At 67.9% G+C, this 13163-nt stretch carries 12 protein-coding genes; all 12 read right to left on the minus strand.

All coding sequences use genetic code 11. The features are described 5' to 3' along the window. Nucleotides 1-6 precede the first annotated feature (6 nt). Nucleotides 7-672: an SMC-Scp complex subunit ScpB gene (gene scpB / locus CXR29_RS10660; RefSeq protein WP_127364495.1), complete on the minus strand. Its 666-nt coding sequence runs from the start codon at nt 670-672 to the stop codon at nt 7-9. Next, a complete protein-coding gene (locus CXR29_RS10665) occupies nt 669-1472 on the minus strand; it encodes a segregation and condensation protein A (RefSeq protein ID WP_127364496.1) in 804 nt (267 codons plus the stop codon). The genes scpB and CXR29_RS10665 overlap by 4 nt, the downstream gene beginning before the upstream one ends. A gap of 83 nt (nt 1473-1555) precedes the next feature. Further along, nucleotides 1556-2425 carry a ParA family protein gene (locus tag CXR29_RS10670; protein WP_025780119.1) on the minus strand — a complete coding sequence of 290 codons (870 nt, stop codon included), beginning with the start codon at nt 2423-2425 and terminating at the stop codon, nt 1556-1558. A gap of 38 nt (nt 2426-2463) precedes the next feature. Next, entirely contained in the window at nt 2464-3414 is a 951-nt protein-coding gene (gene xerD / locus CXR29_RS10675) for a site-specific tyrosine recombinase XerD (protein ID WP_127364497.1), read from the minus strand. A gap of 6 nt (nt 3415-3420) precedes the next feature. After that, entirely contained in the window at nt 3421-4203 is a 783-nt protein-coding gene (locus tag CXR29_RS10680) for an NUDIX domain-containing protein (RefSeq protein WP_241241416.1), read from the minus strand. 88 nt (nt 4204-4291) lie between these two features. Beyond that, nucleotides 4292-5983 (minus strand): CTP synthase, encoded by a 1692-nt coding sequence (locus tag CXR29_RS10685; protein ID WP_101593245.1) that lies wholly within the window; start codon nt 5981-5983, stop codon nt 4292-4294. Continuing rightward, a complete protein-coding gene (locus CXR29_RS10690) occupies nt 5980-7116 on the minus strand; it encodes a glycosyltransferase family protein (RefSeq protein ID WP_101553312.1) in 1137 nt (378 codons plus the stop codon). The genes CXR29_RS10685 and CXR29_RS10690 overlap by 4 nt, the downstream gene beginning before the upstream one ends. Nucleotides 7117-7149: 33 nt before the next feature. Continuing rightward, the gene (locus CXR29_RS10695) at nt 7150-8298 is read right to left on the minus strand and encodes a glycosyltransferase family 4 protein (protein WP_127364498.1); all 1149 of its coding nucleotides are present in this window, start codon (nt 8296-8298) and stop codon (nt 7150-7152) included. Continuing rightward, nucleotides 8295-10076: a murein biosynthesis integral membrane protein MurJ gene (gene murJ, locus CXR29_RS10700; protein ID WP_127364499.1), complete on the minus strand. Its 1782-nt coding sequence runs from the start codon at nt 10074-10076 to the stop codon at nt 8295-8297. Before murJ ends, CXR29_RS10695 begins: the two co-directional genes overlap by 4 nt. Beyond that, nucleotides 10073-10942, minus strand: coding sequence for a hypothetical protein (locus tag CXR29_RS10705; protein WP_101593240.1), 870 nt, complete (start codon nt 10940-10942; stop codon nt 10073-10075). Before CXR29_RS10705 ends, murJ begins: the two co-directional genes overlap by 4 nt. Further along, the gene (locus CXR29_RS10710; RefSeq protein ID WP_101553308.1) at nt 10939-11931 is read right to left on the minus strand and encodes a copper transporter; all 993 of its coding nucleotides are present in this window, start codon (nt 11929-11931) and stop codon (nt 10939-10941) included. The genes CXR29_RS10705 and CXR29_RS10710 overlap by 4 nt, the downstream gene beginning before the upstream one ends. Then, nucleotides 11928-13163, minus strand: coding sequence for a putative cytokinetic ring protein SteA (gene steA, locus CXR29_RS10715; RefSeq protein ID WP_101553307.1), 1236 nt, complete (start codon nt 13161-13163; stop codon nt 11928-11930). Before steA ends, CXR29_RS10710 begins: the two co-directional genes overlap by 4 nt.

Genomic DNA, 13163 nt, shown 5'->3' on the forward strand with positions numbered 1-13163 from the left:
CTCAAATCAATCAGCGACTCGTGACATCTCAGCGGTCGAATCGGAATCGGCGTCGAGATCGTCGTCGGAATCGTCGTCGAGGGCGCCGTCGATCTCGGCGAGCACCTCGGTGTCCTGCGCGCCGAGTTCGGCGACGTCGGCGTCTTCGGGCAGATAAGGGGCGATGTCCGGAAGATCGTCGATCGCGTTCATGCCCATCGTGTCGAGGAACGTACGTGTGGTGGCATAGAGCAGCGCCGAGGTGGTCGCCTCCTTGCCGGCTTCGACGATGAGTCCGCGCAGCAGCAGAGTGCGGATGACACCGTCGACGCTGACTCCGCGGATGGCGGCGATGCGGGGCCGGGAGATCGGCTGCCGGTAGGCGATGACCGCAAGCGTCTCGAGTGCGGCTTGGGAGAGTTTCGCACTCTGCCCGGCGGTGAGGAAGTCCTTGACGACTTCGTGGTAGTCGCCGCGGGAGAAGATGCGGAACCCCCCGGCGACGTGACGGATCTCGAACCCGCGCTGGCGGTGGTCCTCATCCCCGTCGTAGTCGGCTTTGAGGATGCGGATGGCTTCGAGGACGGTGTCTTCGTCGAGGCCGAGGGAGCCGGCGAGGTCTTCGGCGGTCACGGCCGAATCGGTGATCATGAGCACGGCCTCGATGCCGGCGAGGATCTCGTCATCGATCATTCCGCACTCCCCTCTTCTTCTTCGACTTCTTCTTCGTCGCCGCTCCAGTCGCCTTCGGTGCGCAGGTCGACTCCGTCTTCGTTCATCTCGGTCCGGTGGATGAGCAGCCGCCCCAGAGGTTCGGGCTGGTCGAAGTCGCAGAGGCCGACCTTGAACAGTTCGAGCAGGGCGAGGAATCTCGCGATGACGACCAGGGTGTTCTCGGCCGTTTCGAGCAGGTCCTGGAAGTCGACGTCTCCGACGCGCAGCAGGGACAGGATATGCCCGCGCTGCTCGGAGACGCTCACGAGCGGTAAGTGGATATGGTCGACGGCGACGCTGGGCGGGGTGTGATCGCGTTGGAGCACGGTGGCGAAGATTCCGGCCAGTTCGCCGGGACCGATGTTCAGCTCCAGCGGCGGCAGCACGTCCTGGAACTGAGGCTCGAGGTCGACATCGCGGGGGGCGCGGATGGAGCCGGCGGCCATCGCCTCGGCCAGATACCCGGATACGGACTTGTATGCCTTGTATTGCAGCAGCCGGGCGAAGAGGAGGTCTCGGGCCTCGAGCAGCTCGAGGTCGAGGACCTCGTCACCGTCTTCGTGCGGCAGCAGTCGGGCCGTCTTGAGGTCGAGCAGGGTCGCGGCGACGAGGAGGAACTGGGAGATCTCGGCGAGGTTCGCCTGATCCTTGAGCTCGGTGGTGTAGGCGATGAACTCATCGGTCACCTCGGCCAGCGCGATCTCCGTGACGTCGAGGCGACGTTTCGAGATCAGACCGAGCAGCAGATCGAAGGGGCCGGTGAAGTTCTCCAACCGCACCTGGAAACCCTGCGCGGCGTCATCGCCGGAGTCGGCCTCGGTCGGTACGCCGGCCGCCTCCTCCTCGTGGACTGCGGAGTCGCTCAGGGTGCGCCTCCGCGGGCGATGAGCTCCCGGGCCAGTCGACGGTAGGCTTCGGATCCGGCGTGCTTCGGGGCGAAGCTCGTGATCGGTTCGGCGGCCACGGAGGCGTCGGGGAACTTCACGGTGCGGTTGATGACGGTCTCGAAGACCTTGTCGCCGAAGGCTTCGGTGACGCGCGACATGACTTCCTTCGAGTGCAGGGTCCGCGAGTCGAACATCGTGGCGAGGATGCCGTCGACCTCGAGTGAGGGGTTGAGTCGGTCCTGGACCTTCTCGATGGTCTCGACGAGCAGGGCGACACCGCGCAGGGCGAAGAACTCGGTCTCGAGCGGGATGACGACGCCGTGGGCGGCGGTCAGAGCGTTGACGGTGAGCAGTCCCAGCGAGGGCTGGCAGTCGATGAGGATGACATCGTATTCGTCGGCGACCTTCGACAGGGCACGGGCGAGCACCTGCTCGCGGGCGACCTCGCCGACGAGCTGGACTTCGGCGGCGGAGAGGTCGATATTGGCCGGCAGGATGTCGATGTTGTCGAAGTCCGTTCCGACGATGACTTCGTGCGGGTCCAGTCGCGGGTTCATCAGCAGGTTGTAGATGCTGATGTCGAGTTCATAGGGGTTGAGTCCCAGTCCGACGGACAGGGCGCCCTGCGGGTCGAAGTCGACGAGCAGCATCTTGCGGCCGTACGCGGCCAGGGCCGCACCGAGGTTGATCGACGAGGTGGTCTTGCCGACCCCGCCCTTCTGGTTGACCATCGCGATGATGCGGGCGGGTCCGTGCGACGCCAGGGGTGCCGGCTCCGGGAAGTCCTGGGGCTCGCCTGCTGCCGACTTCTGCTGGGGGATATCCAACGCCTCTTGCGTATTCATCTCTCGGATGGCCACCTTTCGTTGCTCTGCGTCCAACCCTACCGCGCCCGAGGGTGCGAGGTCGCGTACACTTCCCGCAGTGTGTCCTCGGAGACTTTCGTATAGATCTGCGTCGTCGTCACCGAGGCATGGCCGAGCAGCTCCTGGACGACGCGGATGTCCGCTCCGCCTTCGAGCAGATGCGTGGCGAATGAGTGCCGGAAGGTATGCGGAGACACCTCGGTGCCGATGGCCGCCGCTTCACCGGCGTCCTTGACGATCTGCCATGCCGAGACCCGGGAGAGTCGAGTGCCTCGGGCGTTGAGGAACAGGGCCCCGGCTGGAGCCGAGGATCTCGCCTTCGCCGCCATCGACGGCCGCACCCGCGACACCCAGGCCCCCAGGGCTCGGGCGGCGTGGGATCCGACGGGCACGATCCTCTCCTTCCCGCCCTTTCCGTAGAGCCGGACGAGCCCGGAGTCGAGGTCGAGATCGTCGAGGTCGACGCCCACGGCTTCGGAGATGCGCGCCCCCGTGGCGTAGAGGAGTTCGAGAAGGGCCGCGGCCCGGATCTGGACGGGTTCGTCACCGTCGGTGGTCGCGATCATCGCTTCGATCTCGTCGAGCGCCAGGGCCTTGGGCAGCCGCAGTCCTTCCTGCGGTGGGCTGACCTCGGAGGCCGGATCCGTGGGCGCGAGGTTCTCCCCCAGTGCGAAGGTGTGGAATCGGCGCACCGCGACGAGTGCGCGTGCCCGGGTCCGCGGTGCCAGTCCCGAATCGAGCAGGTGGAGGGCGAAGTTCTCCACCTGCTGTCGGTCGACCTCGCCGAGGCGGCTCACCCCGTCGTCGGTCAGCCAGGTGCCGTACCGGGCGAGGTCACGGGCGTAGGCGTCGATCGAGTTCATCGACAGTCCCCGTTCGAAACGCAGGGAGGCGAGATAGGACCCGAATGCGCTCCGCAGGTCCTCGGGAAGGTCCTCCGGCAGCAGTTCGGCGCCGTGCCGAGCCATAGGGTCTCAGTCCTCGCCCGCGCCGGTCTGTGTCGACGGTGAAATCCCGTCACCGGTACCGGTCGTCTCCGCCGTGGCCGAATCGGTGGTCTCGACGGTGGCACCGCGGCCGAAGTCGGGGCGACCGTCGACGAGTCGCCTCGACGCATCGACGGCCCGCCGTTTGACCGGTGCTCCCGCTGCTTCGGCGCGCAGCACGCGGTCGACCTGGAAGATCGCCAGTTGGGCGATCGCGTTGGTGATCCGCCCGTCGGCCACGGCCTCGAGTGCCTCGTCCATGCCGACCCAGGCGAAGCGGAACCCCGCTTCTTCCTCGCCCCGTTCGTGACGGTCGGCTTCGGTCACGGAGGACAGCCCGCGGGCGAGGTAGAGACGCATCGTCTCGGAGCTGCCGCCCGGGGTCAGGCAGGAGTCGCTGAGCACGTCCCAGTGTGCGGCCGTGAGGTCAGCTTCCTCGATAAGTTCCCTCTTCGCCGCGTCGAGCGGGTCCTCGCCGGGGATGTCGAGCAGACCGGCAGGCACCTCCCACAGTCGGGCGCGGACGGGGTGCCGGTACTGCTGGGCCAGCAGGATCCGCTGGTCGTCGTCGACGACGGCGATGCCGACGGCCCCGGTGTGCGCCATGAGATCGCGGACGAGCCCGGAGGCCTCGGGCAGGTCGAAGGTCTCCTTGCGGATGTCCCACACCGCGCCTTCGTAGACGACCTCGGAGGAGGTGATCGGCGGGATCACCGGTTCGTCGGCGAGGGGCTGTTCATGGTCTGTGCTCATCTCATGGTCTGTGCTCATCGGCGCTCTCCCTGAAATCGACGGTGGTGGAACGGCGAATGCCGCCGGCGCTGGCGCCGGCGGCATTCGCTGTGAGGATGGACAAGGGTCACTGACGCTCGAGTGCGGCGGCGACCAGACCCGCGAACAGCGGGTGCGGTGAGGTCGGCCGCGACTTCAGCTCGGGGTGCGCCTGCGTGGAGACGTAGAACGGGTGCAGCTCAGAAGGCAGCTCGACGAATTCGACGAGCTCACCGTTCGGTGAGGTTCCGGAGAACTCGAGCCCCGCCTCGGCGATCTGCTCGCGGTAGGTGTTGTTGACCTCGTAGCGGTGACGGTGCCGTTCGCTGATCGTCGTCTCCCCGTACACGCCGGCCACGACGCTGCCTTCGGTGAGCTTCGCCTCGTAGGTGCCCAGGCGCATGGTGCCGCCCAGGTCGCCTTCGCCTTCGACGATCGAGAGCTGCTCGGCCATGGTCGCGATGACCGGAACCGTGGTCTCGGGATCGAACTCGGACGACGACGCGGCTTCGAGTCCGGCGACATTGCGTGCGTATTCGATGACCATGCACTGCAGACCCAGGCACAGGCCCAGGGTCGGAATGCCGTGGGTGCGGGTGTACTCGAGTGCGCCGAGCTTGCCTTCGATGCCGCGGATGCCGAAGCCGCCGGGCACGCAGATCGCGTCGAGGCCGGACAGGGCCGCTTCTGCGCCGGCTTCGGTGGAGCAGTCATCGGACTGGATCCACTTGATCCTGACCTTCGCGTCGTTGGCGAAGCCGCCGTGGCGCAGCGCCTCGGTGACGGAGAGGTAGGCGTCGGGCAGGTCGATGTACTTGCCGACGATGCCGATGGTGACGTCCCGGGACGGGTTGTGCACGCGTTCGAGTACCCAGTCCCACTTCGTCCAGTCGACGTCGCGGAAGGGCAGGTTGAGGCTGCGGATGACGAACACGTCGAGGCCGCCGTCGTGGAGGACCTTCGGGATGTCGTAGATGCTCGGGGCGTCGACGCAGGACACGACCGCGTCGGTCTCGACGTCGCAGGCTCCGGCGATCTTCGCCCGGATCGAATCCGGCAGCTCACGGTCGGAGCGGAGCACGATCGCATCGGGCTGGATGCCGATGGAGCGCAGGGTGGCCACCGAATGCTGGGTCGGCTTCGTCTTCAGCTCTCCGGAGGGCCCGAGGTAGGGCACGAGGGAAACATGGATGAAGAACACGTTGTCCCGGCCGATGTCGTGACGGACCTGGCGGGCCGCCTCGAGGAAGGGCTGGGATTCGATATCGCCGACGGTACCGCCGATCTCGGTGATGATGACATCGGGACGGTCCGCCTCGGGGCGTTCGGCCTGAGCACGCATCCGCGCCTTGATCTCGTCGGTGATGTGCGGGATGACCTGGACGGTGTCGCCGAGGTATGCGCCGCGGCGTTCCTTCGCGATGACCGAGGAGTAGACCTGCCCGGTGGTCACATTCGCCGCACCGTCGAGGTCATTGTCGAGGAAGCGCTCGTAGTGGCCGATGTCGAGGTCGGTCTCGGCGCCGTCTTCGGTGACGAAGACTTCACCGTGCTGGAAGGGGTTCATGGTGCCGGGATCCACGTTGAGGTAGGGATCCAGCTTCTGCATGGCCACGGTGAGGCCGCGCTGAGTGAGCAGATGGCCGAGGCTCGATGCCGTCAGACCCTTGCCCAACGAGGAGGCGACGCCTCCCGTGACGAAGATGTGCTTTGCCGTATGTGTGCCGCCAGGGCCAGTTCGATTCACCACGGAATTTGATTCTATCAAAGTCCGGCTCATGAATCCGAGACTGCGTCGACCTCGGCGTACAGATCGAGCAGCGTCTCCGAGATCGCCGCCCCGTTGCTGACGTCGATGACCCGCTTCTTCGCCGCCACGGCGGAGGTTCCGCGTCCGGCCGGGTCATCGAGAAGATGATTGATCTCACGCAGCAGCGCTTCCGTGTCGTCGGCGGGAACGGCCTGCGCGGCCTCTCCCCAGATGCCGGCGCGGCGTTCGCTGCCGATGAAGACCGCCGGCTTCGACAGCTGCATGAGGTCTTCGTGGGACAGACCCGTCATGGTTTCGCTGGCGATGACGACATCAGCGGCGGCGGCCACATCGACGAGGTCGCCGGCCGGCGCCACGAGGACTCCGCGATCGGAGAATTCCCGCGAGATCGTCGAGCGGTCCTTGCCGGTGCCGGTGAGGACGAAGACGACCTTGCGGTCGCGGCGGCGCTGGTTGATCTGGTCGGCGGCGTCGAGGACGGTCGCCAGGGCCGTGTGGTCACGCAGCGCGATGGGGCTGGCGACCATCCAGGTGCCTTCGCTCAGCCCGAGTTCGCGGCGGACCTCGGCCCGCGGTGTGCGCACGGTGAGGTCGACGTCGATGTCCGGGTGGACGAGTTCGGCGCGTTCGACGACCGGAACGCGGCCGCCGTAGTAGTCGACGACGGGTTCGGTCGTGCCGAGGACCGCGGTGGCCGTGCGGCCGACGATCTCGGCTCCGGTCTTCTCGATGACGTTCGCGGAGTCGAAGGATTCGACGGTGGCGACGACCTTCGGGTGCAGTCGTGCCGGCAGACCGGTGAAGGCCAGCCCGGCGAGCGTCGCCGCATGCAGTCCGTGTGCGTGGACGATGTCGACGTGCTGGTAGTACTTGTGAAGGGTGAATGCGGAACCGGGGTCAGCGGTCGTGAGTCGACGACGGGCGGTGAGCTCGATCTCGCGGAATTCGCCGGCCAGCTCCTCCGGGACCCCGAAGGTCCCCAGCAGAGACCGGTGTGCGGCGACGGCGACCTTGAAACCGGCCCGGAGGTGACCGAGCACGGCGAGCTTCGCCACTTCGACGACGGGACCGGTGGTGTCGGCGAGCACGTGCAGAATCCTGGTGTCTGCGCTCAGTGGGTTGACCTCGCCGGATTCGCTCATTTCCTCATCCTCTTCTTTCGTTCGACGCTGGTTCTAGCCTACCTGGGCAGACACGAGTTCCGTGTAAAGACCTGCGAGTTCTTCGGCGACTTCCCTCTCAGCGGGAAGCTCCGCTCCGCGTGCCCGGGCTCTCGTCCCGAGTTCGGCGCGGCGGGCGGGATCGACAGCGAGTTCGGCCACGGCTGCGGCGAAGGCGGCGTCGTCATCATCGTCGATGAGCATCCCCGCGTCGCCGACGAGTTCGGCGGTGCCGCCGGTGGCGGTGGCCACGATCGCCTTGCCGGTCATCAGTGCCTCCTGGAGGACCAGCGCCCGGGCCTCCCAGACGCTGGTGAGCGCGTAGATGTCCGCGGCGGCCGCGAGTTCGGCGACGTTGTCGCGGGGTCCGAGGAAATGCAGGGCCGGAATCGCCGAGGCGGCTGCCGCCTCGGCGTACTGAGCGCGGACGTCGGCGAGCACCTGATCGTCGGCGGCACCGGCGATGAGGGCGACGATCTCACCCTGCCGGTCCCCCGCCCCGAGGCGGGCGAGTGCACGCACGAGCATCGGGTAGTTCTTCTGTCTGGCGACGCGACCGACGGCGAGGACGATGAGGGCCCCGGGGTCGAAGTCGAATTCCTCGGCCAGTCCCGCACGGGTGGCGGCGGCCGCCTCGGCGGACACCTGAGTCACCTCTGGAGCGGCGGCGGGGAGGAAGCGGGCGGTCTGCGCACCGAGTTCGCGGGCGCGGTCGACGAGGTCGGTGCTGGCGCCGAGGACGAGGTCGGCTCCGCGGGCGAGCATCGTCTCGACCCGGGTTTCGACCCGACCGCGCAGTCCCTGTCCGCTGGCCTGGTTGTGCAGGCTGAGGACGAACTTCGGGCGGGTCTTCAGCGTGCGCAGGGTCAGCAGGGTGATGAACCCGGCCCGGAAGCCGTGGGCGTGGACGATCTGCGGGGCGAAGCTGCGCAGGAGTGTGCGCTGCCGGCGGACGAGGGCGGCGTCGGAGGCGCCGATTCCGGTGCCGAGTTCGAGGACGCCGAACCGGACTCCGGGCAACAGAGAGAAGCCGAAGTGCTCGTCGGTGGCGGCCGGTCCGATGACGCCGATCTCGTGGCCGGCGGCGGCGAGGTCACGGGCGAGTGCGTGCACGTGGGTGCCGACTCCCCCGGTCGAGGTGCCGATGGCGAAGACGATCCTCATGAGTCTTCCTCCCTGTCGGTGTCGTGGGGTCCACAGTCACTGCGGCTGGATCCATGGTCGCTGCTGCTGAGTCCGTGGTCGGTGGTGAGCGTGCCGGTCGCGTGCGCGGTCGTCTCGTCGTTGACGCCGGCCCGATTGCGGTCGGCCAGCAGACGGCGGACTTCGCCGAGGAATCCGCGGTCGATGACGAGCACGATGAGTCCGAAGACCACGCAGCCGAGGAGGGCGGCGATGATTCCCGCGATGACGGCCGAGCTCGCGGAGTTGTCGAAGAGTCCCCCGAGCCACTGCGAGGTCACGACTCCGGCGGTGCCGGCGACGACGGCGGCCCCGAGCGCGAGCAGCGACCGCCGCCCGACGAAGGCGAGTCCGGTGGGACCGAGGACGCGGCGCATGTTCACGAGCAGGAACACTCCGGCCACGGTCATGCCCAGCACATAGCCGCTGCAGATGCAGATGAGGGTCAGCCCGGGGTTCCCGTTCGCACCCGCGACCAGGATGGCGCCACACATGCCGACGATGACGAGGATCCACCCCGTCGTCGTGGCGGCGGCCGAGTGGCGGGAGCGTTCGAGGGCGTAGAAGACGCGAGTGCCCCAGGCGACGAAGGACCAGCCCGGCACGGCCAAGGCCATGACCATGATCGCCGTGGCCATCGAGTCGAAGGGGGCGGCGGATTCGCTTTCGGCGTCGATGGCGATGAAGAAGGTCTGCAGCGGCCCTGCCGCCGAGAGCAGGATGACGGCGCCGAGTCCGCCGATGGCGATGATGAGAGCCGTCGTCGTCGAGGTCACCGAGCGCAGACGCACCCCGGCCTGTCCACGTCGCTCAGCGGACGCCTCGGGGTCGGTGGATCGTCCCACCCAGGTCGACAGGGTCGGGAAGATCACGGTCGCCACGGTCACGGCGAGCACGGCGTAGGGCAGGAGGTAGACGGCGTTGATGTAGCTGAAGAGCACGAGCGTGCCGTCCCCGCCCGAATGGTTCGCCAGGCTCAGGGTCGCGAGCACCGCGGCCTGCTGGGCGAGCAGGGCGGACATTCCGGCTCCGGCCAGGCGCAGCGCACGGTGGGCGACGCCGGGTGGGAAGGAGAAGGTGGGGCGCAGCTTCAGCCCGGTCGAGGCCATCGGCAGGGCCAGCGGCAGGGCGAGGGCGGCGACGCCGCTGGTGGTGCCCCAGCCGAGCCAGCCCAGGTGGGACTGCCAGGTGTCGTCGCTGCCGCCCACGACGCTGTAGGCGATATAGCTGCCGATGACGACGAGGCTGGACAGCAGCGGGGCGAACGCCGGCCACAGGAACTTGCGGTGGGCCTGCAGGACTCCGGTGAGCACGGCGCCGATTCCGTAGAGGACGAGCTGCGGAGAGAACATGAGCAGCAGCTCGACGGTCGCCTGCACTCCCGCGGCGCTCGTCTGCTCATCGACGAGGATCCTCGCGATCTGCGGGGCGAAGACGGCCAGCAGGATCGACAGCGGCAGGGTCACGCTGATCGCCCAGGTCAGCAGGCCGGAGGCGATGCGTCCGGCGGTCTCTCGGTCCGATCTGGCCAGGGGGACGGCGAGCAGCGGGATGACCGCTCCGGCCAGGGCCCCGCCGGCGACGACCTCGAAGAGGATGTTCGGGACCTGGTTGGCGCTCTGGTAGGCGGTGCCGACGGTGCCGGCGCCGACGGTCGCCGAGAACACCAGCCAGCGTAGGAAGCCGACCAGTCGGGTCAGCAGGGTGATGATCGATACGAGCAGCGCCGTGGCGGCGAGGACTCGAACGAGCTTGTTCACTGAACCTCGCGGCCGAACGAGTCGATCTCCCGCAGACCCGGGGTCGATTCGATGACGGAGGTGAAGGACACTTTCTCACTGGCCAGGGTGAGTCCGGCGAGGACGGCGAGGATGAGGCGTCGCTGTGCCGGGGTGGCGGTTTCGGCGAGGATCACGCCGATCACCGCTCCCAGGGCGTTGGCGCCGGTGTCGCCGAGCATCGCATCACCGGCGAGGTCGTCTGGCCAGGCGGCAGCCGTGGCTCCGGCGATCGCCCCGGCAGGCGCCCAGGACACGCGGCGATCGTGGTCGGTCAATGCGAGGGTCAGCGCTCCGGCCTTGAGGGCCCGTCCGGGACGCAGATCGAGGAGGTTGAACAGGTTCGCCGAACCCGCGATCACTCCCCCGGTGACGACGATGTCCGCGGCGGCTGCGTACCAGGGCCGGTCGGGTGTCGAGTGGGTGGAGCCGAAGAGTCCGGTCGGGCGGGTGCGGCTGCGCAGGATCGCGGCTGCGGCGATCGAGGCGAGTGGGATGCCGGTGATCTTGATCGTCCCGGTCGTGATCTGACCGCGGGCCAGCGCGGACAGGTGCCCGCGCAGTCCCTTCGAGGACCCGGATTCGCAGAAGTCGTCAACCGCCCCGAGGCCGCCGGCCGCGGCCGTGGCCAGCAGGGTCGCCGCCTTCTGGCGGGCGTCTTCGATGAGCAGGCTGCCGGCCAGCAGTCCCGTCGCGACGGCGGGGCCTTCGGCGAGTGAGACGTCGTGTCCGGCGTGGTTGGTGCGCACCACGGAGTCGTGGGTGCGCAGCCGCGATCCGAGCAACGCCTTCGTCGCGGTGAAGCCGGCGAGCCCGGCGACGGCGGTGCTGACGATGGAGCGGATCATTCCTCGTCTCCCTTCTGCGTGTCCTTCGACGACGTTTCTTCGGTCTTGGCCGGCAGGATGCCTTCGGCGTCCTCGGCGAATCCGAAGTGTCCGTGGCTTCCGGCCTCTCCGGAGGCCAGGGCCCGGACGGTGATGACGGGGCCGGCGCCGAGGCCGAGTCCGTCGACCGTGCTGGCGCGGGACTTCTCCGTCCGCAGCACGTTGACGAGTCCGTTCTGTGCCGATCCGGCGTCGCCGGCGACGACCACCGAGGTGGCTTCGGCGGTGAGTGCGGTGATGAAGTCGGTGACGAGGGTGCGGGTGCCCTTGTCATCGGAGTTCTGCGGGCTGGGCTCGGTGTCCTCGGCCAGGGTCGAGTTCTCATCGTCGATGACGATGAACAGCGAGGTCGTCTTGTGGTCCGTGTCGGTGCGCAGTCGGTCGGCTTCGACGAAGGCGTCGTAGAGCTTCGCCGCCTGCTTCCCCGCATCCGCCTGGTTGTCCTCGTCCTCGAGCATCGAGGCATCACCGGTCAGGGCGATGACGAGGGCGGCGCGGATCGCGGTCGAATCGTCCTTCGGCAGGCTGGGCACGAGGGTCCGCAGCGTCTCGAGGAACGCAGCGGAGTCTTCGAGGCTGAGCGTGTTCGGCACGAACGAGACGTCACCGGCGATGGTGCCGTCGGCTTCCTTGACCCGGTTGCTGACCTCTTCGACCTGTTCGGAGTCCGCGTCGGGGGCGGCGATGATGCTCACTTCCCGCCCGTCGAGGATGCCGCCGATGAGTTCCGGGGCCGCGGCCGTGACGAACTCGTTCTGCTTGTCGATATTGCCCTTGGCCGCGTCGAGGTCCGAACGCAGGTTGTCGCGGTCGGTGCGCAGGGCGTCGACCTGGCTCTGCAGGGACTCCCCGATCGGTTCCTTCAGCGGTCCCGCGCCGAGGACGATGCCGACGGCCAGCGCCAGGAACACCGAGACGAGGGAGACGAGGTGGTAGCGGAAATCAATCACGGGTCTATTCCTTGGATGAGGCCGACGGAGTCGGTTGATGCTGCGGGGTCGCCGCCGAAGAGGGAGCCGATCCAGCCGAAGAGGCCGTCGAGTTGGGCGCCGATGAGGCCGAGGAAGGTCTGCCCGGCCGAGGTCGCGGTCATCGCCACTCCGAGGGCGACGAGCCCGGCGACGACGAGCACGGCCAGCTGCAGGCTGGAGATGCGCTGCCGATAGAGCAGGGACACGCCCTTGGCGTCGATGAGCTTCGATCCCACGCGCAGGCGGGTGATGAAGGTCGAGGCCATGCCCTTGCGGCCCTTGTCGAGGAACTCCATGACGGTGTCGTGGGTGCCGACGGCGACGATGAGTTCGGCCCCTTTGTCATCGGCGAGGAGCATGGCGATGTCTTCGCTCGTGCCCGAGGCCGCGAAGGCCACGCAGTCGACTCCGAGGGCGTCGACGCGTTCGGTGCCCGGTGCCGTGCCGTCACGGTAGGCGTGGACGACGATCTCGGCGCCCGAGGTCAGGGCGGTGTCGGACACGGAGTCCATGTCGCCGACGATCATGTTCGGCCGGTGGCCGGCTTCGATGATGGCGTCGGCTCCGCCGTCGACGCCGATGAGCAGCGGCCGGTATTCGCGGATATAGGAGGCCAGCATCGCCAGATCCTCCTTGTAGTGGTATCCGCGGACGACGATGAGCACATGCCGGTCGGTGAACGTCGTCTTCACCTCGGGCACGACGAGTTCGGCCGAGAGCAGGTCGGAGTCCTTGCGGATGTATTCGACCGTGTTGTCGATGAAGTCCACGAGCACGGAGTTCATTCCCGCCTCGGCGGCGTGCATGTCCTCGGCGATCGTCTCGGCCGTCTGCAGGACGCCCGTGGCCACCTCGGTCTCACCCGCGTAGACGGTGGCACCGTCGATGGAGATCTCGGCGTTCTCGTCGACCGTGTCGAAGATCTCGGCTCCGGCGGCGTCGATGAGGGGAATGCCGGCGTCGACGATGATGCCCGGTCCCAGGTTCGGGTAGCGGCCGGAGATCGATTTGTCGGCGTTGATCACCGCTGCCGGCCGGCACGCGACGAGGGCTTCGGCGGAGATGCGGTCGATGTCGGAGTGTTTGATGACGGCGATGTCGCCGGCCTGCAGGCGCTTCGTCAGATCCTTTGTGCGTCGGTCCAGACGGGCAGGGGCGGGCCCGGACCGGGTCGGTGCGGGGAGGTTCTCACGGTGTCTGCGCACTTTCAT

The sequence above is a fragment of the Brevibacterium linens genome (assembly GCF_003999335.1).
GTDB classification, from domain to species: domain Bacteria; phylum Actinomycetota; class Actinomycetes; order Actinomycetales; family Brevibacteriaceae; genus Brevibacterium; species Brevibacterium linens.

What these genes read in the sequence shown, in the direction of transcription:
- CXR29_RS10705 (WP_101593240.1), bottom strand. Translation starts at nt 10,942, where the DNA reads ATGATCCGCTCCATCGTCAGCACCGCCGTCGCCGGGCTCGCCGGCTTC.
- CXR29_RS10695 (WP_127364498.1), bottom strand. Translation starts at nt 8,298, where the DNA reads ATGAGGATCGTCTTCGCCATCGGCACCTCGACCGGGGGAGTCGGCACC.
- CXR29_RS10690 (WP_101553312.1), bottom strand. Translation starts at nt 7,116, where the DNA reads ATGAGCGAATCCGGCGAGGTCAACCCACTGAGCGCAGACACCAGGATT.
- scpB (WP_127364495.1), bottom strand. Translation starts at nt 672, where the DNA reads ATGATCGATGACGAGATCCTCGCCGGCATCGAGGCCGTGCTCATGATC.
- steA (WP_101553307.1), bottom strand. Translation starts at nt 13,163, where the DNA reads ATGAAAGTGCGCAGACACCGTGAGAACCTCCCCGCACCGACCCGGTCC.
- CXR29_RS10670 (WP_025780119.1), bottom strand. Translation starts at nt 2,425, where the DNA reads ATGAATACGCAAGAGGCGTTGGATATCCCCCAGCAGAAGTCGGCAGCA.
- CXR29_RS10680 (WP_241241416.1), bottom strand. Translation starts at nt 4,203, where the DNA reads ATGAGCACAGACCATGAGATGAGCACAGACCATGAACAGCCCCTCGCC.
- CXR29_RS10685 (WP_101593245.1), bottom strand. Translation starts at nt 5,983, where the DNA reads ATGAGCCGGACTTTGATAGAATCAAATTCCGTGGTGAATCGAACTGGC.
- xerD (WP_127364497.1), bottom strand. Translation starts at nt 3,414, where the DNA reads ATGGCTCGGCACGGCGCCGAACTGCTGCCGGAGGACCTTCCCGAGGAC.